This window comes from Pseudomonas sp. (genome assembly GCF_048269965.1).
Taxonomy (GTDB): Bacteria; Pseudomonadota; Gammaproteobacteria; order Pseudomonadales; family Pseudomonadaceae; genus Aquipseudomonas.
The window spans coordinates 84,419-109,675 of the sequence record NZ_JBLWTV010000009.1; the positions used below are offsets into that span (position 1 = coordinate 84,419).

Sequence of the window (25,257 nt, forward strand, 5' to 3'; positions counted from 1 at the left end):
ATACTCCTGAAGTTCGCTTCAGTCTAATCCCGTCGATTGCGCCACGCTGACGACGATCCGGCCAAGCTCACCGCCCCTGCCGCCAATTAGCGCTATGCTCGGGGCGTCGCCCGCTCGAATCATGGAGGAATGCACATGCTCGTCATCTGGTTGCTGGTTCTGCTGCTCGGGGTCACCTACCTGGCCCATAGCCGTACCGCCGCCCTGCCTGCCCTCGGCATCACCGCAGCCTACCTGCTGGCCATGGCGTTGTTCAGCCCGGTACCGGGTTGGTTGCAATTGTTGCTGTGGATCGTCACCGGTGCCGTCGCCGCGTTCATCCTGCTCGGCGATCTACGCCGGCAACTGTTCACCCGCCCATTGTTCGCCTGGTTCCAGCGCGTGCTGCCGCCAATGTCGGAAACCGAACGCGACGCCATCGAAGCCGGCACCGTCTGGTGGGATGGCGAACTGTTCAGCGGCAAGCCGGACTGGGACAAGCTGCTGGCCTATCCCAAGGCCACGCTGAGCGAAGAAGAACAGGCATTCATCGACGGCCCCACCGAAGAGCTCTGCGCGATGATCAGCGACTGGCAGGTCGGCCAGCAGATGGATCTGCCGGAGAAAGCCTGGGAGCACATCAAGCAACACGGCTTCTTCGCCCTGATCATTCCCAAGGAATACGGCGGCAAGGGCTTTTCCGCCTATGCCCACTCGCAGGTGGCGATGAAACTGGCGACCCGCAGCGGCGACCTGGCCTCCACCGTGATGGTGCCCAACTCCCTCGGCCCGGCCGAACTGCTGCTGCATTACGGCACCGACGCCCAGCGCCAGCACTACCTGCCGCGCCTGGCGCGTGGCGAGGACATCCCCTGCTTCGCCCTCACCGGCCCGCTGGCCGGCTCCGACGCCGGCGCCATGCCGGACACCGGGATCATCTGCAAGGGCCAGTACAACGGCGAGGAAGTGATCGGTCTGCGCCTGAACTGGGAGAAGCGCTACATCACCCTCGGCCCGGTGGCCACCCTGCTCGGCCTGGCCTTCAAGGCCTACGACCCGGATCACCTGCTGGGCGACAAGGAAGACCTCGGCATCAGCCTGGCGCTGATTCCCACCGATACCCCCGGCGTGGAAATCGGCCGCCGTCACCTGCCGCTGGGCGCTGCCTTCATGAACGGGCCGAACTCGGGCAAGGACGTCTTCATTCCGCTGGAGTACCTGATCGGCGGCCAGGAGTACCTGGGCAAGGGCTGGATGATGCTGATGAACTGCCTGTCGGTCGGCCGCTCCATCTCGCTGCCGGCAGTCGGCACCGGCGCGGCCAAGTTCACCAGCCTCGCCACCGGCCAGTACGCGCAACTGCGTGAGCAGTTCAACGTGCCGCTGGCAGCCTTCGAAGGTATTCAGGAGGCCCTGGCGCGCATCGGCGGCAACGCCTGGCTGATGGACAGCGCGCGCATCCTCACCGCCAACGCCGTCGACCTGGGCGAGAAACCCTCGGTGCTCTCGGCGATCCTCAAGTATCACCTGACCGAACGCGGCCGCGAGTGCATCGGCCACGCCATGGACGTGCACGGCGGCAAGGGTATCATCATGGGCCCGAACAACTACCTGGCCCGTTCCTGGCAGGGTGCGCCGATCTTCATCACCGTCGAGGGCGCCAACATCCTCTCGCGCAACCTGATGATCTTCGGCCAGGGCGCCATTCGCTGCCATCCCTACGTGCTCAAGGAAATGGCCCTGGCCGACCGCGAGGACAAGGATCAGGCGCTGGCCGAGTTCGACTCGCTGCTGATGAGCCATATCGGCTTCGCCATCGGCAACGCCGCCAGCAGTTTCCTCCTCGGCCTGACCCTCAACCGCCTGGGCCAGGTGCCCGGCGACGACCTCAGCCAGCCCTATTACCGCGCCCTCAACCGTCTGGCGGCGGCCTTCGCCCTGTGCGCCGACAGCAGCATGATGCTGCTCGGCGGCGACCTGAAGCGTCGCGAGCGCCTGTCCGCGCGCCTCGGCGACGTGCTCAGCCACCTCTACCTGGGTTCGGCCGCGCTCAAGCGCTATCACGACCTGGACTACCCGCAAGCGATTCGTCCGCTGTTGCGCTGGGCCATGGAGGAAAACCTCCATCATGCCGAGCAAGCGCTGGATGACCTGCTGAGCAACTTCCCCAACCACCTGTTCGGTTGCCTGCTGAAAGTGCTGGTGTTCCCGCTGGGCCGCCGCCACCAGGGCCCCAGCGACGAACTGGACGCCGAAGTGGCCGCGATCATCGGTCGCCAGGCCGGCGACCCGGCCCTGGAGTCGGTACTGGAAGGCTGCTATCGCCCGCAGGCCGATCAGGATTCGGTTGGCGCCCTGCAGCATGCGCTGAATCTGGTGCAGGCCAGCCAGGATGCGCGCAAGCGTCTGCACCAGGCGCTCAAGGATGGCAGCCTGCAACCGGCGCCGGGTCAGGATGCCATCGAAGCGGCGATTGCCGCCGGCATCCTCGACGGCGAACAGGGCCAGCGCCTGCAGGCGGCAGAAGCGGCGCGGCGCCGGGTAATTGACGTCGACGACTTCGCCAAGGAAGAACTCAAGCTGAGCCGCGGCAAGGTGCGCTGAGTCGAACCGCTTGTGGGAAGGGGCTTTAGCCGCGAGTTTCTTGCGTCGCGGCTACGACTGCAGGGATGCAGGAGGTAGAGCGAAGCAGGATGCCCGAGCCGAAACCAGCCAAGCAGGACAGCGGGCGCCAGGAACTCTATACTCCTGCGCCCGTTTTGCCCTTCAGGAACCTGCACCATGGCCAGCCATCTCGAACACCACCTCGCCCTGCTCAACCACCTGCGCGGCATTCTCGTCGCCCTGGGCGAAGCCGAGCAGGTGCTCGACGACAGCCATGCCCTGTTCCTCGAGCGCTACGACGAACTGCTCGCCGAACTGCCGCGCGACCCGGTATCCAGCCAGTACCTCGGTCAGGACCTGATCAGCCAGGTCTTCCACCGCTACCCACAGATCGCCCACCTGGTGCCGCGCGACCTGCTGTGGTTCTTCGGCGGCGACTGCCTGCATTTCATGCCGGACGAGGAAATCGCCCTGTACCAGGCCCTCGACGAGCGCCGCTTCGAAGCCGAAGACAACGACGAACCCTTCGACTGGAACCAGGAAAAGCAACTGCTGGCCATGCCCACCGATAGCTCCAAGCACTGACCCACTGCCAACACCTCATTGGTCAGAATGTCGCAGGTGACGGCGGTGACAGCCTTCATGTTTCATGCATAAATACTCCCACCAGTATTTATGAGAATCGATCATGCGCCCACTTCTACTCGCCACCCTGCTCGCCTGCACCGCCGCACAAGCTGCTACCACCAGGAAAAACGAGGCGGCGGCGCAGATCCCACCATTCGCCGAGCACTTGCTGGGCACGGTCCGTCAGGCCATCGCCGAGGGCGGACCGACCGCAGCGGTGCGGGCCTGCCAGGCATTGGCGCCACAGATCGCCAGCGAGCACAGCCAGCAAGCCTGGCAACTGGGCCGCACCTCGCTCAAGGTACGCAATCCGGACAACGCTCCCGATGCCTGGGAGCGAGCCGTGCTCGAACGCTTCGCCAGCGCGGCCGAGGCCGGTACTCCGGTGAAAGAGCTACGCCATGGCGAAGAGGTCGACGGCCAGTACCGCTATATGCAGGCCATCGCCGTGGGCGAACCCTGCCTGGCCTGCCACGGCACGGCGATCAAAACAGAGGTACAAGAGGCCATTGACCAGTACTATCCGCATGATCAGGCCCGCGGTTATCAGGTCGGCGAACTGCGCGGCGCCTTTACCCTCAGCCGCCCCATTGCCCAGGAAGCTCCATGACCGAGACTACCGACCTGCAAGTACGCATGCTTGAGCAGCAGCAAGCGATGCTCAAGCGCCTGGCCCGGGTCGAGGGGCAGATCCGCGGCATCCAGGCAATGATCAAGCGCGGTGAAGACTGCGCCGCCATCGCCCAGCAGTTCTCGGCGGCGCGCAGCGCACTGGACAAGTCCTACCGGCTGATGCTGACCTGCCTGATCGAAGAGGCCATGCTCGACCCCGAGCAAGACATTGACGCCTCACTGCAACGCGTGCGCGAGATATTCACGAAGTACACCTGATGCCCTCCCGGCGCGCCGCTCGTGCGCGCCGACACCTGGCGATCCCGCGCAGGCCAGGCACTGAAAAGGCTGCAAAAGGGTTATAGCTGACCCGAACAAGGTCTTTTCTATTATTCGATTTTAATCTAAGCATAGAACCAAAAAACAGTTACGCTCAATCTTAATTAAATACCCCCATGGGTATATGAGAGGAGCCTGACCATGCACCCCGATGTCGTCGAATTCTTCGACCCAGCCACTTACACCTACAGCTATGTCGTCATCGATCCGGCCACTCGGCATTGCGCGATCATCGACTCGGTACTGGACTACGACCCTGCCGCCGGACGCACCTCGCATACCAGCGCAGACCGCATCCTGGCCTTCGTCCGGGAGCGTAGCCTGCACGTCGAGTGGCTGCTGGAGACGCACGTGCACGCCGACCATCTGTCCGCTGCGCCGTATCTCAAGCGTGAGCTGGGTGGCAAGTTGGCCATCGGCGAGCACATTACCGTGGTACAGAATACCTTCGGCAAGCTGTTCAACGCCGGCACCGAGTTCGCCACCGATGGCAGCCAGTTCGACCGCCTGTTCCACGATGGCGATTCATTCCACATTGGCGAATTGAAGGCCCAAGCCATCCATACGCCCGGCCATACCCCGGCCTGTATGACCTACCTGATCGGCGATGCCGGTTTCGTTGGTGACACTCTGTTCATGCCTGACTACGGCACCGCGCGCTGCGATTTTCCCGGCGGTGACGCACACGTCCTTTACCAGTCGATCCAGAAACTGTTCGCCCTGCCGGACGAAACCCGCCTTTACATGTGCCACGACTACAAGGCGCCGGGCCGCGACGACTACCGCAACCAGACCACGGTGGCCGAGGAACGCGCGCACAACATCCACGTTCACCAGGGCATCGCCGAAGCTGATTTCGTCGCCATGCGGCGCAAGCGTGACGCCACCCTGGGCATGCCCAACCTGATCCTGCCTTCGGTGCAGATCAACATGCGCGCCGGGAAGCTGCCGCCGGCCGAAGACAACGGCACCCGCTACCTGAAGATCCCCCTCGACGTACTCTGAGGTCGTCATCATGGAATCGCTCAAGCATCTGACTCCCTTCATCGCCGTAGCGCCCCAGTTGCAACCTGGTGATATGGGTATGCTCGCCGCTGCCGGTTTTCGCAGCGTGATCAACAACCGCCCCGACGGTGAAGGCGAAGGCCAACCCAGCTCCGCCGAAATGGCTGCCGCGGCCAAGGCCAGCGGCCTGGACTACCACTACCTGCCGGTAACGTCCGGGCAGATCAACGATGGGGACGTCAATGCCTTCAGCGCCCTGCTCGGACAGATACGCGGCCCATTGTTGGCGTTCTGCCGTACCGGCACCCGCTCCACCAGCCTATGGGCGCTGAGCGAAGCCCATCATCTCGATCCTCAGGTACTGTTGAGCACTGCCAACGCACAGGGTTATGACCTCAGCGGCCTCGCTGCGCGCCTGCAGCAACGTTGGCAGCAGGCGCCGCTTACCCAGGCGCAACCGAGCAATACGCCGACGCAACGCTATGACGTGGTGGTGGTGGGTGGCGGCGCCGCTGGTTGCGCAGTGACCGCCAGCCTGCTGAAGCGCAATGCCGACCTCCGCATCGCCGTACTCGAGCCACGTGAGCAGCACTACTACCAACCGGGCTGGACGCTGGTTGGCGCAGGCATCTTCGACCGTGCCCGCACCGAGCGTCCAATGGCGCGCTGCATTCCTCACGGCGCACACTGGATTCGCGCCGCCGTGGCCGGTTTCGAGCCGGACCAGCAGCGCGTGGTGCTCGAGGATGGCAACCGGGTGAACTACCGCGTGCTGATCGCCTGCCCCGGTCTGAGCCTTAATTGGGACGGCGTCGAAGGATTGAAGGAAACCCTGGGCAAGAATGGCGTGACCTCCAATTATCAGTTCGAACTGGCGCCCTATACCTGGCAACTGGTGCAGAACCTGCGCAAGGGCCGCGCACTGTTCAGCCAGCCACCGATGCCGATCAAATGCGCCGGTGCACCACAGAAGGCCATGTACCTGTCGTGCGACTGCTGGCTGAAACAGGGCGTGTTGCCGCAGATAGACGTCGAGTTCTGCTCGGCCGGCGCCGTGCTCTTCGGTGTACCTGCCTTCGTGCCGCCATTGATGAAATACGTCGAGCGCTACAACGCGCAACTCAGCTTCGGTACGACTTTGACCGCCGTGGACGGCCCGGCCCGCAAGGCATGGTTCACTCAGGTCGATGCCAATGGCGAGAAACGGGTGATCGAGAAGACCTTCGACATGCTTCACGCCGTACCGCCGCAACGGGCACCGGAGTTCGTTCGTCAAAGCCCGCTGGCAGGTGCGGACGGCTGGGTCGAGGCCGATCACGAGACCCTGCGCCACCCGCGCTTCGGCAACATCTTCAGCCTGGGCGACGTTTGCGCCGCGCCCAACGCGAAGACTGCCGCTGCGGTGCGCAAACAGGCACCCGTGGTTGCCGAGAACGTATTGGCCGTGCTGGCCGGCAGAGGCCCGCAAGCGATCTACGATGGTTATGGCTCCTGCCCGCTGACGGTGGAACGCGGCAAGGTGGTATTGGCCGAGTTCGGTTACGGCGGCAAGCTGTTGCCCACCTTCCCACTGGATCCTGCAGTGCCAAGGCGCCTGGCCTGGGATCTCAAGGTGCGGATGATGCCAAGCATCTACTTCGACCTGATGCTGCGTGGTCGCGAGTGGCTGGCCGAGCCCAAGCATCTGCCGCACCAACCGCTGGCAGTCGAGGCACCGGCAGCCTGTGATTTCGGCAAGGAGCAGAAATGAAACTGAACCACTGGCTGCCCTGCCTGGAGTGGGGTCGACGCTACGACCGGGGCAGCGCGGCACAGGACGGACTCGCCGCGCTGATCGTCACCCTGATGCTGATTCCACAAAGTCTGGCCTACGCCATGCTCGCGGGATTGCCTCCGGTGACCGGTCTATATGCCAGCATCCTGCCGCTGCTGGCTTACGCCCTGTTTGGCTCCAGTCGCACCCTGGCGGTCGGTCCGGTAGCAGTGGTTTCGTTGATGACCGCTGCCACCCTGACACCACTGTTTCCCCTCGGCAGCGAGGCCTACATCGGCGCGGCGATGCTCCTGGCGCTGCTTTGCGGGCTGCTGCTGGCAGCCATGGCCATGCTGCGCATGGGGTTCATCGCCAACTTTCTCAGCCATCCGGTGGTGTCAGGCTTCATCAGCGCTTCCGGCATTCTGATCGCCGTCGGCCAGTTCAAGCACCTGCTCGGGGTTTCGGCCTCCGGTGAGAACCTGCCACACCTGTTGCCACAACTGTTGGTTGCGCTGCCCGATACGAACTGGCCGACGCTGGTTATCGGCGCACTCACCCTGGTGTGGCTGTGGTGGGCCAGAACCCATCTGAAACGGGTATTGCAACGCCTTGGCCTGTCGCCGCAAGTGGCCAGTAACCTGGCCAAGGCCGGGCCGGTGCTGGCGATCATCGTGGCCATTGCCGCTGTCGGCCTGCTGCAACTGGAGCCAGCCGGAGTCAAGGTCGTCGGTCTGGTGCCACAGGGGTTGCCAGGCTTGACGCTGCCGACACTGGATCTCGATCTGGCCGTGCAGTTGCTGCCCGCGGCGCTGCTGATCAGCCTGGTGGGCTTCGTCGAATCGGTCTCCGTCGGCCAGACCCTCGCGGCCAAACGGCGCCAGCGCATACAGCCGGACAACGAGCTGCTCGGCCTCGGTGCCGCCAACATCAGCGCGGCATTGAGCGGTGGTTTCCCGGTCACCGGCGGTTTCGCTCGCTCGGTAGTCAATCACGATGCCGGCGCCCAGACGCCCATGGCCGGTGTGTTCACCGCCATCGGCATCGGCCTCAGCGTGATGCTACTGACACCGCTGCTGCACGACCTGCCACAGGCCGTGCTGGCAGCGACCATCATCGTTGCCGTACTCAGCCTGGTCGACTTCAAATCACTGCAACACACCTGGCGTTATTCACGCCAGGATGGCGCTGCTCAAATCGCCACCCTGCTCGGCGTGCTGCTGATCGGCGTCGAGGCCGGCATTCTGATCGGCGTCGGTCTATCGCTGCTGCTGTTTCTCTGGCGCACCAGCCAGCCACATATCGCCGTGGTCGGTCAGGTGCCGGGCAGCGAACACTTTCGCAACGTCGAACGCTTCGACGTGATCGAGTCACCCAGCGTCCTGTCGCTGCGCGTCGATGAAAGCCTGTATTTCCCCAATGCCCGCTACCTGGAAGACCGTATCGGCGAACTGATCGCCAGCCGGTCGCAGGTACGCCATCTGGTACTGATGTGTTCGGGGGTCAACCTGATCGACGCCAGCGCCCTGGACTCGCTACACGCCATCGTCGAGCGCCTGCACACCGCCGGCGTGCAGCTGCATCTGTCCGAAGTCAAGGGGCCGGTGATGGATCAGCTACGTCGCTCCGACTTTTTGGAAACCTTCGGCGGCCAGGTGTTCATTAGCCAGTTCGAGGCACTCAAGCAGCTCGCCCCGGTGCCAACATCGCAATCCTCCCAGACACTGTCCAAGCAAGGTAATCCTCATGAAAAGTGCTCATGATCTCGTGCTCGCCGCCAAGACCCGCATCAAGGAAGTCGATCTACAGCAAGCCGAGGCTGCTATCCGCGATGCCGACCTGCTGATAGACGTGCGCGAGGCGGATGAATACAACGCTGCGCACATTCCTGGCGCCATCAACATTCCCCGAGGACTGCTGGAATTCAAGCTGGGCAACGATCCGCAACTGGCCGAGCGCACGCTCAAGCTGGTCCTCTATTGCAAGAACAGCGGTCGCTCGGCTCTGGCTGCCGACGCACTGCGAGAAATGGGGTATCGCAACGTGCTGTCGTTGAGCGGCGGCATCGAGGCCTGGCAAGCCGCTGGACACGAGCTGCTGTCACCAGAGCTGCCGGCGTTCGACTAAGCCACCGAGGGAGTTTGATCCAGAAAACCTTCACGAATCATCATTCCCCTGACCTGCATCAACTCCAGCCACTACATACCCCCATGAGTATCTTGTAACATCAGGAAATACTCATCCTACCGGCGCAGCCTCAGGGTCTGCGCCGGTAAACCCGGAGCATCGAGATGCCCGAACGTAATCCCCCCTCCCCCTGGCGCATTCCGCTGGTACGCGAAATCACTGTGCTCCTGCTGATCAAGCTGACCCTGCTGCTGGGCATCAAGGCCATCTGGTTCAACGAACCAACAGTACCCAAAGACGGCCAACAGCGCGTCGAGCGGCACCTGTTCGGTCAACCCACCCCGTCTTCAATACCCACCGAGGAGCAACCGAGATGATCTCGGAATCAGTCGTCGATCTGTCACGTCTGCAGTTCGCCATGACAGCGATGTATCACTTCATCTTCGTCCCCCTGACCCTGGGCCTGGCTTTCCTCCTGGCGATCATGGAGTCGGTCTACGTGATGACCGGCAAACAGGTCTACAAGGACATGGTCAAGTTCTGGGGCAAGCTGTTCGGCATCAACTTCGCACTGGGCGTCACCACCGGCCTTACCATGGAGTTCCAGTTCGGTACCAACTGGGCCTACTACAGCCACTATGTTGGCGACATCTTCGGCGCACCTCTGGCTATCGAGGGATTGATGGCCTTCTTCCTCGAGTCCACCTTCATCGGCCTGTTCTTCTTCGGTTGGGATCGCCTGAGCAAGCTGCAGCACCTGACCGTCACCTGGCTGGTAGCGATTGGCTCGAACCTCTCGGCGCTGTGGATACTGATCGCCAATGGCTGGATGCAAAACCCGGTGGGCGCCGAGTTCAACTTCGAGACCATGCGCATGGAGCTGACCGACTTCGGCGCACTGCTGTTCAACCCGGTGGCGCAGGTCAAGTTCGTGCATACCGTGGCTGCTGGCTACGTCACCGGCTCGATCTTCGTCCTGGCCATCTCAAGCTACTACCTGTTGAAGAAACGCGACCTGGGTTTCGCCCGCCGCTCGTTTGCCATCGCCTCGGCCTTCGGCCTTGCGTCCATTCTCTCGGTGATCGTCCTCGGTGACGAATCCGGCTACGAGATCGGCGATGTGCAGAAGACCAAGCTGGCCGCCATCGAGGCCGAATGGGATACCCACCCGGCACCGGCCGGCTTCACCCTGTTCGGTCTACCCAATCAGGATGAGCAGCGTACCGACTACGCCGTGAAAATCCCTTACGCCCTGGGCCTGATCGCCACCCGCTCGCTGGACAAGGAAGTCAAGGGCATCAAGGACCTGCTCATCGAGCACGAGGCGCGCATTCGCACCGGCATGACCGCCTATGAACTGCTGGAACGGCTGCGTGGTGGCGACAAGTCGGCCACGACCCTCGCTGCCTTCAACGAAGTGAAGAACGACCTGGGCTACGGCCTGCTGCTGAAGAAGTACACGCCGAACGTGGTCGATGCCAGCGAAGCGCAGATCAAACAGGCGGCGCTGGACACCATTCCCAACGTGTTCAGCCTATTCTGGACGTTCCGCATCATGGTCGCCTGCGGCTTTCTCATGCTGGCGCTGTTCGCCTGCGCTTTCTGGGCCTCGGCAAAGAAGAACGAGGAAAGCAAACCCTGGTTGCTCAAGTGGGCGCTGTGGAGTCTGCCACTGCCCTGGATCGCCGCGCAAACTGGCTGGTACGTGGCCGAGCATGGCCGCCAGCCCTGGTCGATCGGTGAAGTGTTGCCCACCCATCTGTCCACCTCCAGCCTGTCGGCCGGTGACGTCTGGGGCTCGCTGATCGCGTTGATCGCCTTCTACAGCCTGCTGCTGGTGGTGGAGATGTACCTGATGATCAAGTTCGCCCGCCTCGGCCCGTCGAGCCTGCACAGCGGACGCTACCACTTCGAGCAACAGCAGCCGGCCCACGCCTGAGGACTTCGTCATGTTCGATTACGAAACCCTGAAACTCGTCTGGTGGGTGCTGATCGGCGTACTGCTGATCGGCTTCGCCCTGACCGACGGCTTCGACATGGGCGCCATGGCGCTGATGCCCTTCGTCGGCAAGACCGACAACGAGCGCCGCGTCGCCATCAACACCATCGCCCCGCACTGGGACGGCAACCAGGTGTGGTTCATCACCGCTGGTGGCGCACTGTTCGCGGCTTGGCCGCTGGTCTACGCGGTGGCCTTCTCCGGGCTGTACTGGGCGATGCTGCTGGTGCTGTTCGCCCTGTTCTGCCGCCCGGTGGGCTTCGACTACCGCAGCAAGCTGGAAAACACCCGCTGGCGCAGCGCCTGGGACTGGGCCCTGTTCGTAGGCGGCGCGGTACCGGCGCTGGTGTTCGGCGTGGCCTTCGGCAACCTGTTCCTCGGCCTGCCGTTTCAGCTCGACGGCATGATGCGTTCGAGTTACCACGGCTCCTTCTTCGCCCTGCTCAACCCCTTCGCCCTGCTCTGTGGCGTGGTCAGCCTGAGCATGCTCTGCGCCCATGGCGGCGCCTGGCTGATGCTGCGCACCGAAGGTGACCTGGCAGCACGCTCGCGCCGTGCCACCTACCTCAGCGCCTTGGTATTCCTGATTGGTTTCCTGCTGGCCGGTAGCTGGCTGGCGCTCGGCATCAAGGGCATGAGCCTGGCCAGCGTCGTCGATACCGGCGCCGCACTGAACCCTCTGAACAAGCAGGTGCTGGCCGACAACGCCGGCTGGCTCGGCAACTACAGTCGCTACCCACTGACCCAGGGCGCTCCCGTGCTCGGCGTAATCGGCGCACTGCTGGCGATTCTCGCCAGCATCTGGCGCCGCGCTGGCCTGGCCTTCGCAGGCAGTAGCCTGATGATCGTTGGCGCCATCTGCACCGCCGGCTTCGCCCTGTTCCCCTTCGTCTTCCCGTCGAGCCTCGATGCGGCCTCCAGCCTCACCGTGTGGGACGCGGTGTCGAGCCACAAGACCCTGGGCATCATGTTCGTCGTTGCCTGCATCTTCGTGCCGATCATCCTGCTCTACACCCTGTGGAGCTACATCCGCATGTGGGGCACGTTGAACGACAGCAGCATCGAAGCCAACCCACACGGCCTGTATTGAGGAGAAACGCGATGTGGTACTTCACCTGGATTCTCGGCGTGCTACTGGCCAGCAGCTTCGGCATCATCAACGCGCTGTGGCTGGAAACCACGCAGGATCTCGACACCGAGAGAGAGCATGAGTGACATCACCCTGAGCGAGCGCGCGCCACTGCGCGTGCTCTCCTGGCTGCTGGCAACGCCGCTGGCGCTGCTGCTGTTGATCCATCCCGGCGCCATGCTCGACAGCCAGGGGCGCTACAGCCATTCGCTGCTGATGCTGGTGATGTGGGGCGTGTCCAACGCGTTCATCCACGGCGTCGGCTTCGCCCCGCGCCACTGGCTGTGGCGCGCCCTGTTCTCGCCCTGGCTGGGCTTGGGCCTGTGCGGGCTGGGCTATGCCTTGCTGTATCTGGCGCAGATGACCTGATACGCAAACGACAGAAACGAAAACGCCGCTCGATTGAGCGGCGTTTTCGTTTATTTGGAGCGGGAAACGAGACTCGAACTCGCGACCCCGACCTTGGCAAGGTCGTGCTCTACCAACTGAGCTATTCCCGCATTACAGCTTGAAAGTGGCGTCCCCTAGGGGACTCGAACCCCTGTTACCGCCGTGAAAGGGCGGTGTCCTAGGCCACTAGACGAAGGGGACCTGGAACTTCGTTTGAAATCCTGCCGAGGCAGCATTTCCAAATTTTGGAGCGGGAAACGAGACTCGAACTCGCGACCCCGACCTTGGCAAGGTCGTGCTCTACCAACTGAGCTATTCCCGCATTACAGCTTGAAAGTGGCGTCCCCTAGGGGACTCGAACCCCTGTTACCGCCGTGAAAGGGCGGTGTCCTAGGCCACTAGACGAAGGGGACACACCCCGGAACATCAAGCAACTTTCCGGCTTCCTTCGCTCTGTTTCTAGCATTGCGCTGGAAGTGGCGCGCATTCTATGGAGCCTTTCGAGGGTCGTCAACCTCTCTCTAAAAAATTTTTAAAATCAAAGACTTCAGCCCATAAATCGATATGCCACTAGGAGCCTTGCAGCCAAGCCACTACACTCGGTCGAAAAATCGATTCTCGAGAGGTCCCAAGCAGTGTCCGCACTCGTGATAACCATGCTGATCGTCGGTGGCATCGCCCTGCTGATGGTGATTGCCTACGTCAACCATGCCGTCGAGAACAACAAGCTGGAGAAAGCGCGCCAGCGCGCTGATCTGCTCGACCGCATTCGTCGCTGCCAGGATATCTCCGAACGCATGCCTGGGCAGCTGATGACACCGCAGCTGAAGCTGCTGCTGAGCCAGTTGCAGCTGCAAGTCAGCGAACGCCTGCTACCGCTGGACAAGCACAACACCAGACTGCAGAACGATATCGACACCCTCAAGACCCAGATCGCTCAGGGCGAATCCATCCCGGTGAAGAACCCACCACAACCTATCACCAACGAAGCCAAGGCCAAGGATGTGCGTTTCCTGCTGGAAAACCTGCACGCCCTGATCACCAGCTCGGCACAGGGTGGCCTGCTGCCCGCCAACGATGGCAAGCATTGGCTCAAGCAGATTCGCCAGATGCTGGTACTGGTGCATATCGAGTTCTTCAGCACCCTGGGCCAGACGGCCATGCAGCAGAACCAACCTGGCCAGGCCCGCCTGGCCTTCGAACGCGGCGTGCAGTATCTGCGCAAGCAACCTGACCCGGCCCCTTATCAGACGCAGCTCAAGCGTTTCGAAGAGCAATTGGCGCGCGCCAATGCCATGGTGCTCAACAACAGCGCACCCGCAGCGGATGAACCCAGCCAGTTGACCGAAGGCCTGAAGGACCTGGAAGACGACTGGAAGAAGAAGAACATCTACGACTGAGCAGACGACCGCCTTCGCTCAATCAACCACGTTGATCGCCGATAGGAGCTGCAATGAGCCTGACCGTTTATGGGGCACCCCTGTCCCCCTTCGTTCGCAAACTCTGCCTGTGCCTGATCGAAAAGGGCCTGGATTACGAACTCGAAGTGGTCATGCCCTTCGGCCAGCCGGATTGGTTTCGCGAGCTCAATCCGCTGGGCCGGATTCCCGCCTTTCGCGATGGCGACCTCAAGCTGGCGGACTCCAGCGTCATCTGCCAGTACCTGGAAGAGCGCTATCCAGAGCACAAGCCACTGTATGGCGACGGTGCGGAGCAACGTGCCAAGGTACGCTGGCTGGAAAAATACGCAGACTACGAGCTGGCGCCGCTGTGTACCTTCACCGTGTTTCGCAACCGCGTGCTGAAAGCCACCATGGGCCAGCCATGCGATGAGGAAAAGGTGCAGCAGACGCTCAAGGACAAGCTGCCCAATCACTTCGACTATTTCGAGGCCACACTGGGCGACGCGCCCTACTTCCTTGGCGACCAGCTGTCCATGGCCGACCTGGCGCTGGCCAGCCAACTGATCAACATGGAGCACGGCGGGGAAACCCTCGATGCCGGCCGCTGGCCGAACCTGGCGGCGCACTACGCGCGCATCAAGGGCAGCGCCTGCGTGCAGCAACTGCTGCCGCGTGAGCTGCGCACACTGGAGAAGATCGGCGCCAAGCGCTGAACACCGCGCGCACCAATTGCGAAATCAGCCTCGGCGACACCTCAAGCCAGCGGTGCGCGCGGCGCACCCCAGCGGATCAAGCCCCCGCAGCGCCCAAGGCGTATTCAGCAGTCGCTGGCGGCCAGGAAGATCGCTGCCAGCGCTTCGATACCGGCCTGATCCACCTCGGTGAACCGCCCCAGCGACGGGCTGTCCAGGTCCAGCACGCCGATCAGGCGCCCTTCTTTGACCAGAGGCACCACCAGTTCGCTGTTCGATGCACTGTCGCAAGCGATGTGCCCGGCAAAGGCATGCACATCCTCGACTCGCTGCGTTTGCAGGCTGGCCGCCGCCGCGCCGCAGACACCACGACCGAAGGCGATGCGCACGCAGGCCACCTTGCCCTGGAACGGGCCGAGCACCAACTCGCCATCCTTCACCAGATAAAAGCCCGCCCAGTTCAGGTCGGCCAGCTCGTGAAACAGGAAGGCGGAAAACTGCGCAGCATTGGCGATGAAGTCGCGCTCGCCGCTGAGCAATGCCTGCAATTGTGCACTCAGCAGCGGGTAACCGTTGAGATCACCACCAGTCTGAGAAAGATCGATCATGCCTGTTGCTCCAGCAGTTGCAGCCCGACCCAGTGGCGGGCGAATTGATAGGCGCAGCGGCCATTGCGATTACCGCGGCCCAGCGCCCAGCGAATGGCGGCTTTTTCCAGCGCCTCGTCCCAGCTCCAGTCGAGCCCGACCTGACGCGCCTGCACGTCGACCCAGTGACGCACGACGAGCAGGAAATGATCCTGGCTAAAGGGATAGAACGACAGCCACAGGCCAAAACGATCGGACAGCGCGATCTTGTCCTCCACCGCCTCGTTGGGGTGCAGCTCGCCGTCGACCCGCTTCCAGTTCTCGTTATCACTCTGATGCTCGGGCACCAGGTGGCGACGGTTGGAGGTGGCGTACAGCAGCACGTTATCCGGCGCCTGCTCCAGCGAGCCGTCGAGCACGCTCTTGAGCACCCGGTAGTCGCCCTCGCCCGCCTCGAACGACAGGTCGTCGCAGAACAGCACGAAACGCTGCGGCAAGCCAGCCAGCAACTCCACCACACGCGGCAGGTCGGCCAGGTGATCGCGTTCGATTTCGATCAGACGCAGGCCGGCCTTGGCGTGCTCGGCGAGCAAGGCGCGCACCAGCGACGACTTGCCGGTACCGCGCGCCCCCCAAAGCAAGGCGTGGTTGGCCGGCATGCCGCTGACGAACTGACGGGTGTTACGCGCCAGTTGCTCGCGCTGGGCGTCCACACCCAGCAGGTCGCTCAGCGACAGGTCGAGGCTGACATCCAGCGGCATCAGGTAGCCACTGCGACCATCACGCACCCAGCGCGCCGCCACGCACGTGCTCCAGTCCACGTGCGGACGCAGCGCGGGCAACAAGGGCTCGATGCGCTCTAGCACCTGCTCGGCGCGGGCAAGAAAATCCAGTAACCGGGAATCCACGATCTACTACTCCTTTTGCGCAGAACCGCACGTTGCAGGCTCTGCCGGTACAGGGTCGCTATCAGCTATGCTTGGCAGGCGCCCAGGGATCAGAGACCACGCACGCATCTATGGACATTTCGCTCACCAATCGCCTGTCGTTCAAACAGGCCGGCCTGACCGTCCTGGTGGCGTTTATCCTTGGCACGCTGCTGAGCGTCACCCAGGTGGCGGTCGATTATGCCAGCGAAGAAGCCTCCATCAACCGCGAGATTCGCGCGTTGCTGGAAATCAGCCACAACCCCGCCGCCCGTATCGCCTACAACATCGACGCGGAACTGGCGCAGGAGCTGGTCCTCGGCCTGCTGCGCTCGCCCGCAGTGACCCGCGCCGAGCTGATCGACAACAGCGGACTGGTGCTGGCCAGCGTCAGCCGCCCACGCAGGGAAAGCCGCTACCGGGTCTTCAGTGACAGCCTGTTCGGCGCTCAGCGGCAGTTCCAGGACCCGCTCCACGTCAGCCATGCGCCCAACGAAGCCCTAGGTTTTCTGCGCCTGGAAGTCGACACCTACGCCTTCGGCAGTCACTTTCTCAGACGTTCGCTGCTGACCCTCCTCACCGGTTTCGCACGCAGCCTGCTGCTGTCGCTGATTCTGCTGGTGCTGTTCTACTTCATGCTGACCAAACCCCTGACCGGGGTGATTCGCGCACTCAGCGAACGCAATCCGCAAGACCCGCAACACCGTCCGGTGCCCTGCCCCAAGGGCCACGAACGCGACGAGATCGGCACCCTGGTGGAGGTCACCAACCGCCAGCTGTCGAGCATCGCCCAGGAGATCGAGCACAGACGCAACGCCGAAGACCGCCTGACCCAGTACCTGAACGAACTGGAAAACATCGTCTCGGCGCGCACTGCCGAGCTCAAGGCCACCAACGCCCGCCTCAGCCAGTCCAACCGCGAACTGGAAGTGGCGCGCACCACCGCCCTGAACATGGCCCAGGCGCGCTCGGCCTTTCTGGCCAACATGAGCCATGAGATCCGCACGCCGCTCAACGGCCTGCTGGGCATGCTCGCGCTGGCCCTGGACGGCCCGCTCAGCGCCGAACAGCGCCAGCAACTGGGCATCGCCCATGACTCAGGCAAGGTACTGGTGGAACTGCTCAACGACATTCTCGACCTGTCCAAATTCGAAGCCGGCCAGCTCGAGCTGGAGCAGATCCCCTTCGACCTCGGCGCCTTGGCCGAGGAAACCGCCAGCCTGCTGTCACAGAATGCCGCCAGCGCGGTAGAGCTGACCTGCCTGATCGATCCGGCACTGCCCACCCAGGTGCTGGGCGACCCAACGCGGGTGCGCCAGATCGTCAGCAACCTGCTGTCCAATGCGCTCAAATTCACCCGTTTCGGCCGCGTCGACCTGATCGTCGCCTGCAGTCAGGAGGGCATCAGCATTCGCGTGCGCGATACCGGCATCGGCATCGCCGAGGATGCTCAAGCGCGCATCTTCCAGCCCTTCGCGCAGGCCGAAGTGGGCATCACCCGTGAATACGGCGGCACCGGGCTCGGCCTGGCGCTGACACGACGCCTGTGCGAAGCGATGCATGGCACGCTGACGCTGCAGTCGAAAGAGGGCTTCGGCAGCGAGTTCTGCGCCGAACTGCCGCTGCCCGCCCATGCTCAAGTCAGCTCACAACCCTCACTGCAAGGCCGCATCGTGGCCATGACGCCGGCCAGTAGCGGCCTGCAGCAGATGCTCAGCCAGTGGCTGCCAATCTGGGGCCTGAGTTATCAGCGCCTGGATACCGATGCCAGCCTGCACGGCGTGGATGCCGACCTGCTGATCAGCGATTGCCCGGAATGCCTGCTGGGTATGCGCCCGGCGATCAGCACGCCGGTTCTGCTGGTCACCGCCTATGGCAACTTCCTGCCACACGAGCAGGCGCAGCGCCTCATGCCGCTGCTGCAGATCGCCCGCCCACTGTCGCGCAGCGGCCTGCTGCAGGTGCTGCGGCACATCCTGCACAGCGACGACGGCGACCTGCACAGCAGCGCCCAGGCGCAACCCGCGCGGGAAAGCACGGCGCGCGTACTGCTGGTCGAAGACAACCCGGTCAACCAGATGGTGGCCAAAGGCATGCTGGCCAAGCTCGGCTACCAGGTGCTGGTCGCCGCACACGGCGCGGAAGCATTGGAGGTGCTGGAGCAGGAGCCGATCGACCTGGTCCTGATGGACTGCAACATGCCGGTGATGGATGGCTACGAAGCCAGTCGACGCATCCGCAGCAATGGCCGCTGGCCGGAGTTGCCCATCGTCGCCCTGACCGCCAATGCGCTGTCCGACGAGCGCGAGCGCTGCCGCGCTGCCGGCATGAACGATTACCTCGCCAAACCCTTCCGCCGTGAAGAGCTGGCAGTCATGCTCGACACCTGGCTGCCCGATGAGGTCAGTCGCTGAGCCGAGCCAGCAGTCGATCCAGGCTGCGCCGCAGCCCTTCCATTTCCAGCAGATCCTGATCGCCGAACTGGCAGAGCAACTGCACCTTCAGTGGCAGGACCCGAGCCTGCAGCGCCCTGCCAGCGTCGCTCAGGGCCAGATGCACCTCGCGTTCATCCGTCTGCGCGCGACAACGCTGCACCAGGCCCATCTGCTCCAGGCGCTTGAGCAGCGGCGTCAGGGTGCCGGAGTCGAGCTGCAGGCGTTGCCCAAGCGCCTTGAGCGTCGGATGCTCAGGCGCCCGCTCCTGCCACTCCCACAGCACCAGCATCGCCAGGTATTGCGGGTAGGTCAGGCCGAGTGCGTCGAGCATCGGCTTGTAGGCACGGATCACCGCACGCGAGGCGGCGTAGAGCTTGAAGCACAGCTGGTTGTCCAGCTGCAGCCCGGCGCTGTCGAAAGCGCTCATTTCAGCAGGGCTTCGATCTCACTGCTCAATTCTTCAGGCTTGGTGGTCGGGGCGAAGCGCTTGACCACCTGGCCGTCCTCGCCAATCAGAAACTTGGTGAAGTTCCACTTGATACCCTGACTGCCCAGCAGACCCGGTGCGCGCTTCTTCAATTGCACGAACAGCGGATGAGCGCCTGCGCCATTGACGTCGACCTTCTTGAACAGCGGGAAGCTGACGCCGAAGTTCAGCTCGCAGAACTCGGAGATCGCCCCCTCGTCACCCGGCTCCTGCTTGCCAAACTGGTTGCAGGGGAAACCGAGCACCACCAGGCCCTTGTCCTTGTATTGCTGCCAGACGTTCTCCAGGCCCTTGTACTGCGGGGTGAAGCCACATTTGCTGGCGGTATTGACCACCAGCACAGCCTTGCCGCCGAAGTCGGCCAGGGTCTTCTGCTCGCCCTTGATGGTGGTGACCGGAATATCGAAAAGTGCGTTGCTCATGGGAAGTCGTCCTGAATGGGCTTGAAGTGACGAACAAAGTAGCGAGCAATTAAATTGCATGCAATTTAATTAAGGCAAAATAAGGCATGCGAATGCACGCTATCTCGTAGGGCGGGTTAGCGGCGCCGAGTGCCGAGCTTCCAGACGCAGATGAACTCCGCGCGCTCGGATGGCCGCCCCACGTAACCCACCGGGCGATGGATCGCGTTGCGCCGATGGTGGGTTACGCCGCACCCGGCATAGCGGGCAGATCGACAACCGTGACCAGCGGCCAACCCACCCTACGAAACGGTGGCGCCCAGGGCTCGCACCAGAGCAGCCAGCGGCGCTGAATCGCCCTGAATACATACGCGCAAGCCATCGATCTCGCGGCGCATGGGGTAATGCTTGCGCAGGCGGTCGAAGCCGGCGCGACGGGCATCGGCATCGCCGGCCAGGCTGCGGCGAAAGTCGGCATCGTCGCGGCGCGGGTCGTACACCGCGCGACAGATGCTGGCCAGGGCCCAGGCCGGGTCCGCGCTGCCGTCGATGCTCAGCTCGCTCAGCCACGGCGAAGGCAACAGATCGGCCAGGCTCACCTGCTCGGCCACGCCCAGCACCCGGCAACAGGCCTGGTAGATCTGCGCCGTGCCGCGCAGCTTGCCGTCCAGGCTGTAGCCGGCGATATGCGGCGTCGCCAGCTGGCACAGGGCGGCCAACTCGACATCGGCCAGCGGCTCGCCTTCCCAGACATCCAGCACCACCTTCAGATCAGGCCGCTGCGGCAGCAGGCTGCGCAGCGCGGCGTTGTCCACCACAGCACCACGGCTGGCGTTGATCAACCAGGTTCCTGGCTTCAATGCCGCCAGGCGAGTCGCACCGAACAGATGCCGCGTCGAAGCGTCCAGCGGCGTGTGCAGGCTGATCACATCGCACTCGTCGATGATCTGCTCCAGGCTGACGAAGTCGCCGCCCTCGGCGGCCTGACGCGGCGGGTCGCACACGCGCACCTGCCAGCCCAGCCCCTCTAACAGAGTGACCAGACGCCCGCCGACCTGCCCTGCGCCAACCACACCGTAAACGCGCGCCGCCGGGTCTACGTCCTCGCGCTCGGCCAGGGTCAGCACGCTGCCCAGCACGTAATCCACCACGCCACGGGCATTGCAACCGGGGGCACTGCTCCAGGCGATGCCGGCTTCGGCGAAGTAATCGAGATCCAGGTGGTCGGTGCCGATGGTGCAGGTACCGACGAAACGCACCCGGCTCCCTTCGAGCAAGGCGCGGCTGACCTGCGTCACCGAGCGCACCAGCAGCAGGTCGGCATCACGCACATCGGCTGCCGTGATGCCGCGCCCGGGCAAGCGGCGGATGCTGCCGAACGCAGCGAAGAACTCATCGAGCAAGGGAATGTTTTCGTCGGCGACTATGTGCATGGCAGGCTCCATCGGGCAGGCCGCCATTCTAAGTCAGTCGACACCTCAGCGTCGCCTCGAGAGCCGCCAGACAGAGGTGCAGATCGCGCTTTCCTGACCGACACGTCAAGGCGTAGACTACGCGGTTTCCTGCCATCCCGAAGAGTCGAAATGTCTACCGACACCCGCCTTGGCCGCGTGCGCACGGAACTGCGCAGCCTGCTCATCCTGGCCACGCCCATCATCATCGCCCAACTGGCGCATACCGCCATGGGCTTCGTCGATACGCTGATGGCCGGGCGCGTGAGCCCGCAGGATCTGGCTGCAGTGGCACTGGGCAACTCGATCTGGGTGCCGGTCTTCCTGCTGATGACCGGCATCCTGCTGGCCACCACACCCAAGGTGGCGCAGCGCTTCGGCGCCGGCGCAGAGGCCGAAATCGGCCCGCTGGTGCGCCAGGCACTCTGGTTGGCCCTGGCCGTCGGCGGCAGCGCCGCGACCCTGCTGTGGAACGCCGAATTCATCCTGCGCGCCATGAACATCGACCCGGAGCTGATCACCCCCGCCATGGGTTACCTGCGCGCGGTGGCCTGCGGTTTCCCGGCAGTGGCGCTGTATCACGTGCTGCGCTGTTTCAGCGACGGCCTCGGTCACACCCGCCCGGCGATGGTGCTGGGCATCCTCGGCCTGCTGCTGAACATCCCGGCCAACTACATCTTCATCTACGGCAAGTTCGGCCTGCCGGCCATGGGCGGTGTCGGCTGCGGCTGGGCAACGGCGCTGGTGATGGGCTTCATGCTGATCGGCATGCTGGTCTGGGTGAAATGGGCGCCCTACTACCGCGCCAGCTCGCTGTTCACCCGCTTCGAATGGCCGCAGTGGACGGTGATCAAACGCCTGCTGAGCATTGGCGTGCCAATCGGCATCGCGGTGTTCGCCGAATCGAGCATCTTCGCGGTGATCGCCCTGCTGATCGGCGGCCTTGGCGCCACCGTGGTCGCCGGGCACCAGATCGCCCTGAACTTCAGCTCCATGGTGTTCATGATCCCTTACTCGCTGGCCATGGCCGCCACCGTGCGCGTCGGTCAGGCGCTGGGCCGTGGTCAGCCGCGCGAAGCGCGCTTCGCTGCCGGGGTAAGCATGGCGGCGGCGCTGGGCTACGCCTGCGTATCGGCCAGCCTGATGTTCCTGCTGCGCGAACAGATCGCGCAGATCTACACCCCGGACAAGACGGTGATCGCGGTGGCGGCAACGCTGATCGTCTATTCGGCGCTGTTCCAGTTCTCCGATGCCATTCAGGTGACGGCTGCCGGCGCACTGCGCGGCTATCAGGACACGCGCATCACCATGCTGCTGACGCTGTTCGCCTACTGGGGCATCGGCCTGCCGGTGGGTTATGCGCTGGGGCTGTCTGACCTGTTCGGCGAACCGAGCGGCCCCAGCGGCCTGTGGCAGGGGCTGGTGGTCGGACTGACCTGCGCCGCCGCGATGCTCACCGTGCGCCTGGCGCGCAGCGCGCGCAAACGCATTCGCCGGGCTGCCTGAGTGATTGGATAGGCAGGAAATCAGCTCTAGACTGAGCGCATGACCCGACTCGCCCTGCTCCTCTGCTTGTTGCTGCTCACCGCCTGCGGCCCGGCCAACGACGGCCTGGCCCTGCAAAGCGACTACCTCGAACGCCTGCAGCGCTCGCTCGATGCGCCGAACATCAGCTCGTTCGACAGTCGCAGTATCAGTCAGTACCGCCTGCCGACTCGGCGCGAGCGAATCTCGGCGATCCCCGAACTGCGCATCGGCCTGCTCGATCTGGTGATCGATGCGCGGCGCTGTCCGCGCCTGCAGCAGCTGATCAGCCAGCGCAACAGCAGCCTGGGCAAGCAGCTGATGCCCAGCCAACGGCTGGGCTATGAAGGCGATCTGCTGCGCGCCATCGACGACTGCCTGCCCCATCTGCAGGACGACTCCAGCCTGAAGGCCACCCTGCAGCGCCTGGCCAGCGACAAGCGTCAGCAACTGCCTGCAGTGTTCTGGAATGCGCTGAACGGCAGCCCGGAGTTCGAAGACTACCTGCGCTTCGCCGACCAGGCCTTGCCGGTGGACACGCAGGAAGACAGCGCCGCACTGGACGCACTGCAGCGGCTGGCCAGCATCGGCGCCGCCCTGCCCGCGCAGCTACCGCCGAGCGCCGATCAGCTGGAGCCGCTGTTCTTCGCCCTCTACGCCAGCGAGCAAGGCGGCCAGTTGATCACCAGCCTGGCCAGCCTGCGCCACAACCTCGACGCCGGCAGCGAACTGCTGGAGCAACGCCAGCAGAACCGCCCACTTTGCCCGCTGGGCCAGGCGACCCCGCGCGGGCGCATCCTGCAGAACATCTTCATCAAGTTCTACGCTGGCGGCCTGCAGCCTTATCTGGCCCAGGTCGACCAGCGCGGCCGGCAGTGGCAGGCGGCGCTGCTGCAGCTGCAGCGCATCGACGGCATTCCCTCGGCTACCCGCGAGCACCTGCAGCGCCTGGCCGGCGAGCAGGATTCGTTGTGGCAGGATTTCCGCGCAGCCACGGCGCGTCACGTCAAGGCCTGGCAGACACTGCTGAACAGCTGCGGCCTGGCGCCGGGACAGGCGGGATGGAACAGCGAAAGCTAGCAAACCGTAGGGCGGGGGCAACCCGCCATCGCGACCAACAACATCCGCTATTTGGCGGGTTGCACCCGCCCTACGAGATAACTGTCTAATCGGCCTTCTTGCGAATCCAGTACAGGTAGCTGCCGTCCTCCTCGGCCTGCCCGAGCAGTTCGTGACCGAGGAACACGCAGAACTTGGGAATATCACGACGGGTCGACGGATCGGTAGCGATCACCTTGAGCAAACCGCCCGGCGACAGGTCGCGCACCTTGTTGTGCAACATCATCACCGGTTCCGGGCAATTCAGGCCGCTGGCATCGAGCAGGTCATCGTGATTGAGGGTCAGGGCTTCGGACATAAGGGGCTCCACATACAGGCGCGCATTGTCGCGCAAAGCTAACCTTCAGGTCACCTGCGCGCACAGCCCTGAGGCCTGCGCGCAGATCATCATTTGCCATGCCGACGCAGGTGGCAGGTCACTTCCTCGCGGTCGTGATACAGCTGCTTGCAACCGATGCTGACCTTCAAGCCGCGCTCCGCCAGCCCCGACTCGATGCGGTCGAGCAGGCGCCGCACTTCGGCGTAACGCTGCTTCATCGGCAACTTGAGGTTGACCACCGCCTCGCGGCACAGCCCCTCGCCCAGCCAGGTTTCGATCATCGCCGCCGTGCGCGCCGGCTTCTCGACGATGTCGCAGACCATCCAGTGCACCGGATGCCGTGGGCGGAAGGTGAAACCATCGGCGCGCTGGTGCACGACGAAACCGGAGTACATCAGGCTTTCGGCCATCGGCCCGTTGTCCACGGCAGTGACGCGGATCTCCCGATTGACCAGCTGCCAGGTCCAGCCGCCCGGTGCGGCGCCCAGGTCCACGGCCGTCATGCCCGGCGCCAGGCGCTGATCCCACTGCTCGCGCGGAATGAAATGGTGCCAGGCCTCCTCCAGCTTGAGCGTGGAGCGGCTGGGCGCCTCACGGGGAAACTTCAGGCGCGGAATACCCATCGGCCACATCGCCTGGTTGTCCGCCTCGGCGATGCCGGCGAACACCTCGCGCCCGCTCTTGAAGGTCAGCAGCAGGCGCGGCTTCTTGGCATCGTCCACCAGCTTGCCGGCCTTGAGCAGCGCCTTGCGCAGCGGCGCCTCGAACTTCTTGCAGAAGGTCGAGAGCTCCTTGCCGTCGTTGGTATCCACCACTTCCAGCCACAGGCTGCCGCACACCGGATACTCAGCAAGCGCCTCCAGCAACACGCTGATACGGTCACTCTCCGGCAGGCTGACATAGGCCCCGCGCGCCCATTGCCGCGGGAAGATCAGCTGGTTGAAACGCACGCTGCGCATCAGCCGCTCGCAATCGGCCGCCTCGCTGCAGACGAACTCGGCACACGCACTGCCGGGCTTGGTCTTGGAGTAGCCTGGGACGTCCAGGCGTGCGGCGAGGTCGGTGATCTCGGCGCAAACCTCCTCTTCGAAACCGGGGCGGCAATGCAGAAACAGGGTATTCATCAAAGGGTCTCCTTGGGGTGCGCATGATACCCGAGAGCGGAACCCCGAGCCGCTAAACCTGTCCAGCTACATATGCGCTGCCCACAGATACGAAGCCACCTGCCATCGCGTTTCGATGGGGTCCGGCCACCCAGAACAGGCAGCGTATAGCGACCGATAAAGGAAATGCGCTAGCCAGACAGCCCAAGCCGAACTAGCTTGAAGGTCTGCCGCCATCAGACACAG

The 25,257-nt window shown here is 63.7% G+C and carries 25 protein-coding genes and 4 tRNA genes; 18 read left to right on the plus strand and 11 right to left on the minus strand.

The features are described 5' to 3' along the window. The first annotated feature begins 135 nt into the window (after nt 1-135). The 13 genes from ACN0X6_RS12685 to ACN0X6_RS12745 all read left to right on the plus strand — a co-directional run bounded on the left by ACN0X6_RS12685 (nt 136) and on the right by ACN0X6_RS12745 (nt 12,543). Entirely contained in the window at nt 136-2,583 is a 2,448-nt protein-coding gene (locus tag ACN0X6_RS12685; protein ID WP_417704351.1) for an acyl-CoA dehydrogenase, read from the plus strand. Nucleotides 2,584-2,760: 177 nt separating this feature from the next. Next, complete coding sequence (locus ACN0X6_RS12690; protein WP_417704353.1) at nt 2,761-3,168, plus strand: PA2817 family protein; 408 nt, start codon at nt 2,761-2,763, stop codon at nt 3,166-3,168. 103 nt (nt 3,169-3,271) lie between these two features. Next, nucleotides 3,272-3,820, plus strand: a complete 549-nt coding sequence (locus ACN0X6_RS12695; RefSeq protein ID WP_417704355.1) for a Tll0287-like domain-containing protein — start codon at nt 3,272-3,274, stop codon at nt 3,818-3,820. Further along, nucleotides 3,817-4,101 (plus strand): metal-sensing transcriptional repressor, encoded by a 285-nt coding sequence (locus ACN0X6_RS12700; RefSeq protein ID WP_160017723.1) that lies wholly within the window; start codon nt 3,817-3,819, stop codon nt 4,099-4,101. Before ACN0X6_RS12695 ends, ACN0X6_RS12700 begins: the two co-directional genes overlap by 4 nt. Nucleotides 4,102-4,302: 201 nt before the next feature. Further along, nucleotides 4,303-5,166, plus strand: a complete 864-nt coding sequence (locus ACN0X6_RS12705; RefSeq protein ID WP_417704358.1) for an MBL fold metallo-hydrolase — start codon at nt 4,303-4,305, stop codon at nt 5,164-5,166. A gap of 10 nt (nt 5,167-5,176) precedes the next feature. Further along, a complete protein-coding gene (locus ACN0X6_RS12710; RefSeq protein ID WP_417704360.1) occupies nt 5,177-6,916 on the plus strand; it encodes a TIGR01244 family sulfur transferase in 1,740 nt (579 codons plus the stop codon). Continuing rightward, nucleotides 6,913-8,682, plus strand: coding sequence for a SulP family inorganic anion transporter (locus ACN0X6_RS12715; RefSeq protein WP_417704361.1), 1,770 nt, complete (start codon nt 6,913-6,915; stop codon nt 8,680-8,682). Before ACN0X6_RS12710 ends, ACN0X6_RS12715 begins: the two co-directional genes overlap by 4 nt. Next, the gene (locus ACN0X6_RS12720; RefSeq protein ID WP_417704363.1) at nt 8,666-9,046 is read left to right on the plus strand and encodes a rhodanese-like domain-containing protein; all 381 of its coding nucleotides are present in this window, start codon (nt 8,666-8,668) and stop codon (nt 9,044-9,046) included. The genes ACN0X6_RS12715 and ACN0X6_RS12720 overlap by 17 nt, the downstream gene beginning before the upstream one ends. 164 nt (nt 9,047-9,210) lie before the next feature. Further along, a complete protein-coding gene (gene cydP / locus ACN0X6_RS12725; RefSeq protein ID WP_417704365.1) occupies nt 9,211-9,423 on the plus strand; it encodes a cytochrome oxidase putative small subunit CydP in 213 nt (70 codons plus the stop codon). Next, entirely contained in the window at nt 9,420-10,985 is a 1,566-nt protein-coding gene (locus ACN0X6_RS12730) for a cytochrome ubiquinol oxidase subunit I (RefSeq protein ID WP_417704367.1), read from the plus strand. The genes cydP and ACN0X6_RS12730 overlap by 4 nt, the downstream gene beginning before the upstream one ends. Before the next feature lie 10 nt (nt 10,986-10,995). Then, nucleotides 10,996-12,135, plus strand: a complete 1,140-nt coding sequence (gene cydB / locus ACN0X6_RS12735) for a cytochrome d ubiquinol oxidase subunit II (RefSeq protein WP_417704369.1) — start codon at nt 10,996-10,998, stop codon at nt 12,133-12,135. A gap of 11 nt (nt 12,136-12,146) precedes the next feature. Further along, complete coding sequence (cydX, locus tag ACN0X6_RS12740; RefSeq protein ID WP_074680445.1) at nt 12,147-12,260, plus strand: cytochrome bd-I oxidase subunit CydX; 114 nt, start codon at nt 12,147-12,149, stop codon at nt 12,258-12,260. After that, nucleotides 12,253-12,543 (plus strand): cyd operon YbgE family protein, encoded by a 291-nt coding sequence (locus tag ACN0X6_RS12745; RefSeq protein WP_417704371.1) that lies wholly within the window; start codon nt 12,253-12,255, stop codon nt 12,541-12,543. Before cydX ends, ACN0X6_RS12745 begins: the two co-directional genes overlap by 8 nt. Before the next feature lie 55 nt (nt 12,544-12,598). Here the strand turns inward: ACN0X6_RS12745 and ACN0X6_RS12750 are convergent. The 4 genes from ACN0X6_RS12750 to ACN0X6_RS12765 all read right to left on the minus strand — a co-directional run bounded on the left by ACN0X6_RS12750 (nt 12,599) and on the right by ACN0X6_RS12765 (nt 12,977). Continuing rightward, nucleotides 12,599-12,674: transfer RNA gene (locus ACN0X6_RS12750), tRNA-Gly, on the minus strand. Nucleotides 12,675-12,689: 15 nt separating this feature from the next. Next, nucleotides 12,690-12,765: transfer RNA gene (locus tag ACN0X6_RS12755), tRNA-Glu, on the minus strand. Between the two features lie 45 nt (nt 12,766-12,810). Further along, a tRNA-Gly gene (locus ACN0X6_RS12760) sits at nt 12,811-12,886 on the minus strand. 15 nt (nt 12,887-12,901) lie between these two features. Continuing rightward, a tRNA-Glu gene (locus ACN0X6_RS12765) sits at nt 12,902-12,977 on the minus strand. 243 nt (nt 12,978-13,220) lie between these two features. Here ACN0X6_RS12765 and ACN0X6_RS12770 point away from each other — a divergent pair. Continuing rightward, the gene (locus ACN0X6_RS12770) at nt 13,221-13,964 is read left to right on the plus strand and encodes a hypothetical protein (RefSeq protein ID WP_417704508.1); all 744 of its coding nucleotides are present in this window, start codon (nt 13,221-13,223) and stop codon (nt 13,962-13,964) included. A 53-nt stretch (nt 13,965-14,017) separates the two neighbouring features. Beyond that, nucleotides 14,018-14,680 (plus strand): glutathione S-transferase family protein, encoded by a 663-nt coding sequence (locus tag ACN0X6_RS12775; protein ID WP_417704373.1) that lies wholly within the window; start codon nt 14,018-14,020, stop codon nt 14,678-14,680. A 104-nt stretch (nt 14,681-14,784) separates the two neighbouring features. Here ACN0X6_RS12775 and ACN0X6_RS12780 read toward each other — a convergent pair whose 3' ends face one another. Next, nucleotides 14,785-15,267 carry a GAF domain-containing protein gene (locus ACN0X6_RS12780; RefSeq protein WP_417704375.1) on the minus strand — a complete coding sequence of 161 codons (483 nt, stop codon included), beginning with the start codon at nt 15,265-15,267 and terminating at the stop codon, nt 14,785-14,787. After that, nucleotides 15,264-16,154, minus strand: coding sequence for an ATP-binding protein (locus tag ACN0X6_RS12785; RefSeq protein WP_417704377.1), 891 nt, complete (start codon nt 16,152-16,154; stop codon nt 15,264-15,266). Before ACN0X6_RS12785 ends, ACN0X6_RS12780 begins: the two co-directional genes overlap by 4 nt. A 110-nt stretch (nt 16,155-16,264) precedes the next feature. On the opposite strand from ACN0X6_RS12785, the gene ACN0X6_RS12790 reads away from it, so the two are divergent. Next, nucleotides 16,265-18,586: a response regulator gene (locus tag ACN0X6_RS12790; RefSeq protein ID WP_417704379.1), complete on the plus strand. Its 2,322-nt coding sequence runs from the start codon at nt 16,265-16,267 to the stop codon at nt 18,584-18,586. Here ACN0X6_RS12790 and ACN0X6_RS12795 read toward each other — a convergent pair. The 3 genes from ACN0X6_RS12795 to pdxB form a co-directional block, all read right to left on the minus strand. Continuing rightward, entirely contained in the window at nt 18,576-19,034 is a 459-nt protein-coding gene (locus ACN0X6_RS12795) for a MarR family winged helix-turn-helix transcriptional regulator (RefSeq protein WP_417704381.1), read from the minus strand. The genes ACN0X6_RS12790 and ACN0X6_RS12795 overlap by 11 nt on opposite strands. Next, the gene (locus tag ACN0X6_RS12800) at nt 19,031-19,516 is read right to left on the minus strand and encodes a glutathione peroxidase (RefSeq protein WP_417704383.1); all 486 of its coding nucleotides are present in this window, start codon (nt 19,514-19,516) and stop codon (nt 19,031-19,033) included. Before ACN0X6_RS12800 ends, ACN0X6_RS12795 begins: the two co-directional genes overlap by 4 nt. Before the next feature lie 281 nt (nt 19,517-19,797). Then, on the minus strand, nt 19,798-20,928 hold the full coding sequence (pdxB, locus tag ACN0X6_RS12805) for a 4-phosphoerythronate dehydrogenase PdxB (protein WP_417704385.1): 1,131 nt from the start codon (nt 20,926-20,928) through the stop codon (nt 19,798-19,800). 150 nt (nt 20,929-21,078) lie between these two features. Here pdxB and ACN0X6_RS12810 point away from each other — a divergent pair, with 150 nt between their 5' ends. Further along, on the plus strand, nt 21,079-22,452 hold the full coding sequence (locus ACN0X6_RS12810; RefSeq protein WP_192981574.1) for an MATE family efflux transporter: 1,374 nt from the start codon (nt 21,079-21,081) through the stop codon (nt 22,450-22,452). A 39-nt stretch (nt 22,453-22,491) separates the two neighbouring features. Continuing rightward, nucleotides 22,492-23,550: a DUF3080 domain-containing protein gene (locus ACN0X6_RS12815; protein ID WP_417704386.1), complete on the plus strand. Its 1,059-nt coding sequence runs from the start codon at nt 22,492-22,494 to the stop codon at nt 23,548-23,550. Between the two features lie 85 nt (nt 23,551-23,635). Here ACN0X6_RS12815 and tusA read toward each other — a convergent pair whose 3' ends face one another. After that, nucleotides 23,636-23,887: a sulfurtransferase TusA gene (gene tusA / locus ACN0X6_RS12820; protein ID WP_037002734.1), complete on the minus strand. Its 252-nt coding sequence runs from the start codon at nt 23,885-23,887 to the stop codon at nt 23,636-23,638. An 89-nt stretch (nt 23,888-23,976) separates the two neighbouring features. Further along, entirely contained in the window at nt 23,977-25,032 is a 1,056-nt protein-coding gene (gene rlmM, locus ACN0X6_RS12825; RefSeq protein ID WP_417704387.1) for a 23S rRNA (cytidine(2498)-2'-O)-methyltransferase RlmM, read from the minus strand. Between the last annotated feature and the right edge of the window lie 225 nt (nt 25,033-25,257).

Coding starts and splice junctions, on each gene's coding strand:
- ACN0X6_RS12685 (WP_417704351.1), top strand. CDS start 136: ATGCTCGTCATCTGGTTGCTGGTTCTGCTGCTCGGGGTCACCTACCTG.
- ACN0X6_RS12690 (WP_417704353.1), top strand. CDS start 2,761: ATGGCCAGCCATCTCGAACACCACCTCGCCCTGCTCAACCACCTGCGC.
- ACN0X6_RS12695 (WP_417704355.1), top strand. CDS start 3,272: ATGCGCCCACTTCTACTCGCCACCCTGCTCGCCTGCACCGCCGCACAA.
- ACN0X6_RS12700 (WP_160017723.1), top strand. CDS start 3,817: ATGACCGAGACTACCGACCTGCAAGTACGCATGCTTGAGCAGCAGCAA.
- ACN0X6_RS12705 (WP_417704358.1), top strand. CDS start 4,303: ATGCACCCCGATGTCGTCGAATTCTTCGACCCAGCCACTTACACCTAC.
- ACN0X6_RS12710 (WP_417704360.1), top strand. CDS start 5,177: ATGGAATCGCTCAAGCATCTGACTCCCTTCATCGCCGTAGCGCCCCAG.
- ACN0X6_RS12715 (WP_417704361.1), top strand. CDS start 6,913: ATGAAACTGAACCACTGGCTGCCCTGCCTGGAGTGGGGTCGACGCTAC.
- ACN0X6_RS12720 (WP_417704363.1), top strand. CDS start 8,666: ATGAAAAGTGCTCATGATCTCGTGCTCGCCGCCAAGACCCGCATCAAG.
- cydP (WP_417704365.1), top strand. CDS start 9,211: ATGCCCGAACGTAATCCCCCCTCCCCCTGGCGCATTCCGCTGGTACGC.
- ACN0X6_RS12730 (WP_417704367.1), top strand. CDS start 9,420: ATGATCTCGGAATCAGTCGTCGATCTGTCACGTCTGCAGTTCGCCATG.
- cydB (WP_417704369.1), top strand. CDS start 10,996: ATGTTCGATTACGAAACCCTGAAACTCGTCTGGTGGGTGCTGATCGGC.
- cydX (WP_074680445.1), top strand. CDS start 12,147: ATGTGGTACTTCACCTGGATTCTCGGCGTGCTACTGGCCAGCAGCTTC.
- ACN0X6_RS12745 (WP_417704371.1), top strand. CDS start 12,253: ATGAGTGACATCACCCTGAGCGAGCGCGCGCCACTGCGCGTGCTCTCC.
- ACN0X6_RS12770 (WP_417704508.1), top strand. CDS start 13,221: ATGCTGATCGTCGGTGGCATCGCCCTGCTGATGGTGATTGCCTACGTC.
- ACN0X6_RS12775 (WP_417704373.1), top strand. CDS start 14,018: ATGAGCCTGACCGTTTATGGGGCACCCCTGTCCCCCTTCGTTCGCAAA.
- ACN0X6_RS12780 (WP_417704375.1), bottom strand. CDS start 15,267: ATGATCGATCTTTCTCAGACTGGTGGTGATCTCAACGGTTACCCGCTG.
- ACN0X6_RS12790 (WP_417704379.1), top strand. CDS start 16,265: ATGGACATTTCGCTCACCAATCGCCTGTCGTTCAAACAGGCCGGCCTG.
- ACN0X6_RS12795 (WP_417704381.1), bottom strand. CDS start 19,034: ATGAGCGCTTTCGACAGCGCCGGGCTGCAGCTGGACAACCAGCTGTGC.
- ACN0X6_RS12800 (WP_417704383.1), bottom strand. CDS start 19,516: ATGAGCAACGCACTTTTCGATATTCCGGTCACCACCATCAAGGGCGAG.
- pdxB (WP_417704385.1), bottom strand. CDS start 20,928: ATGCACATAGTCGCCGACGAAAACATTCCCTTGCTCGATGAGTTCTTC.
- ACN0X6_RS12810 (WP_192981574.1), top strand. CDS start 21,079: ATGTCTACCGACACCCGCCTTGGCCGCGTGCGCACGGAACTGCGCAGC.
- ACN0X6_RS12815 (WP_417704386.1), top strand. CDS start 22,492: ATGACCCGACTCGCCCTGCTCCTCTGCTTGTTGCTGCTCACCGCCTGC.
- tusA (WP_037002734.1), bottom strand. CDS start 23,887: ATGTCCGAAGCCCTGACCCTCAATCACGATGACCTGCTCGATGCCAGC.
- rlmM (WP_417704387.1), bottom strand. CDS start 25,032: ATGAATACCCTGTTTCTGCATTGCCGCCCCGGTTTCGAAGAGGAGGTT.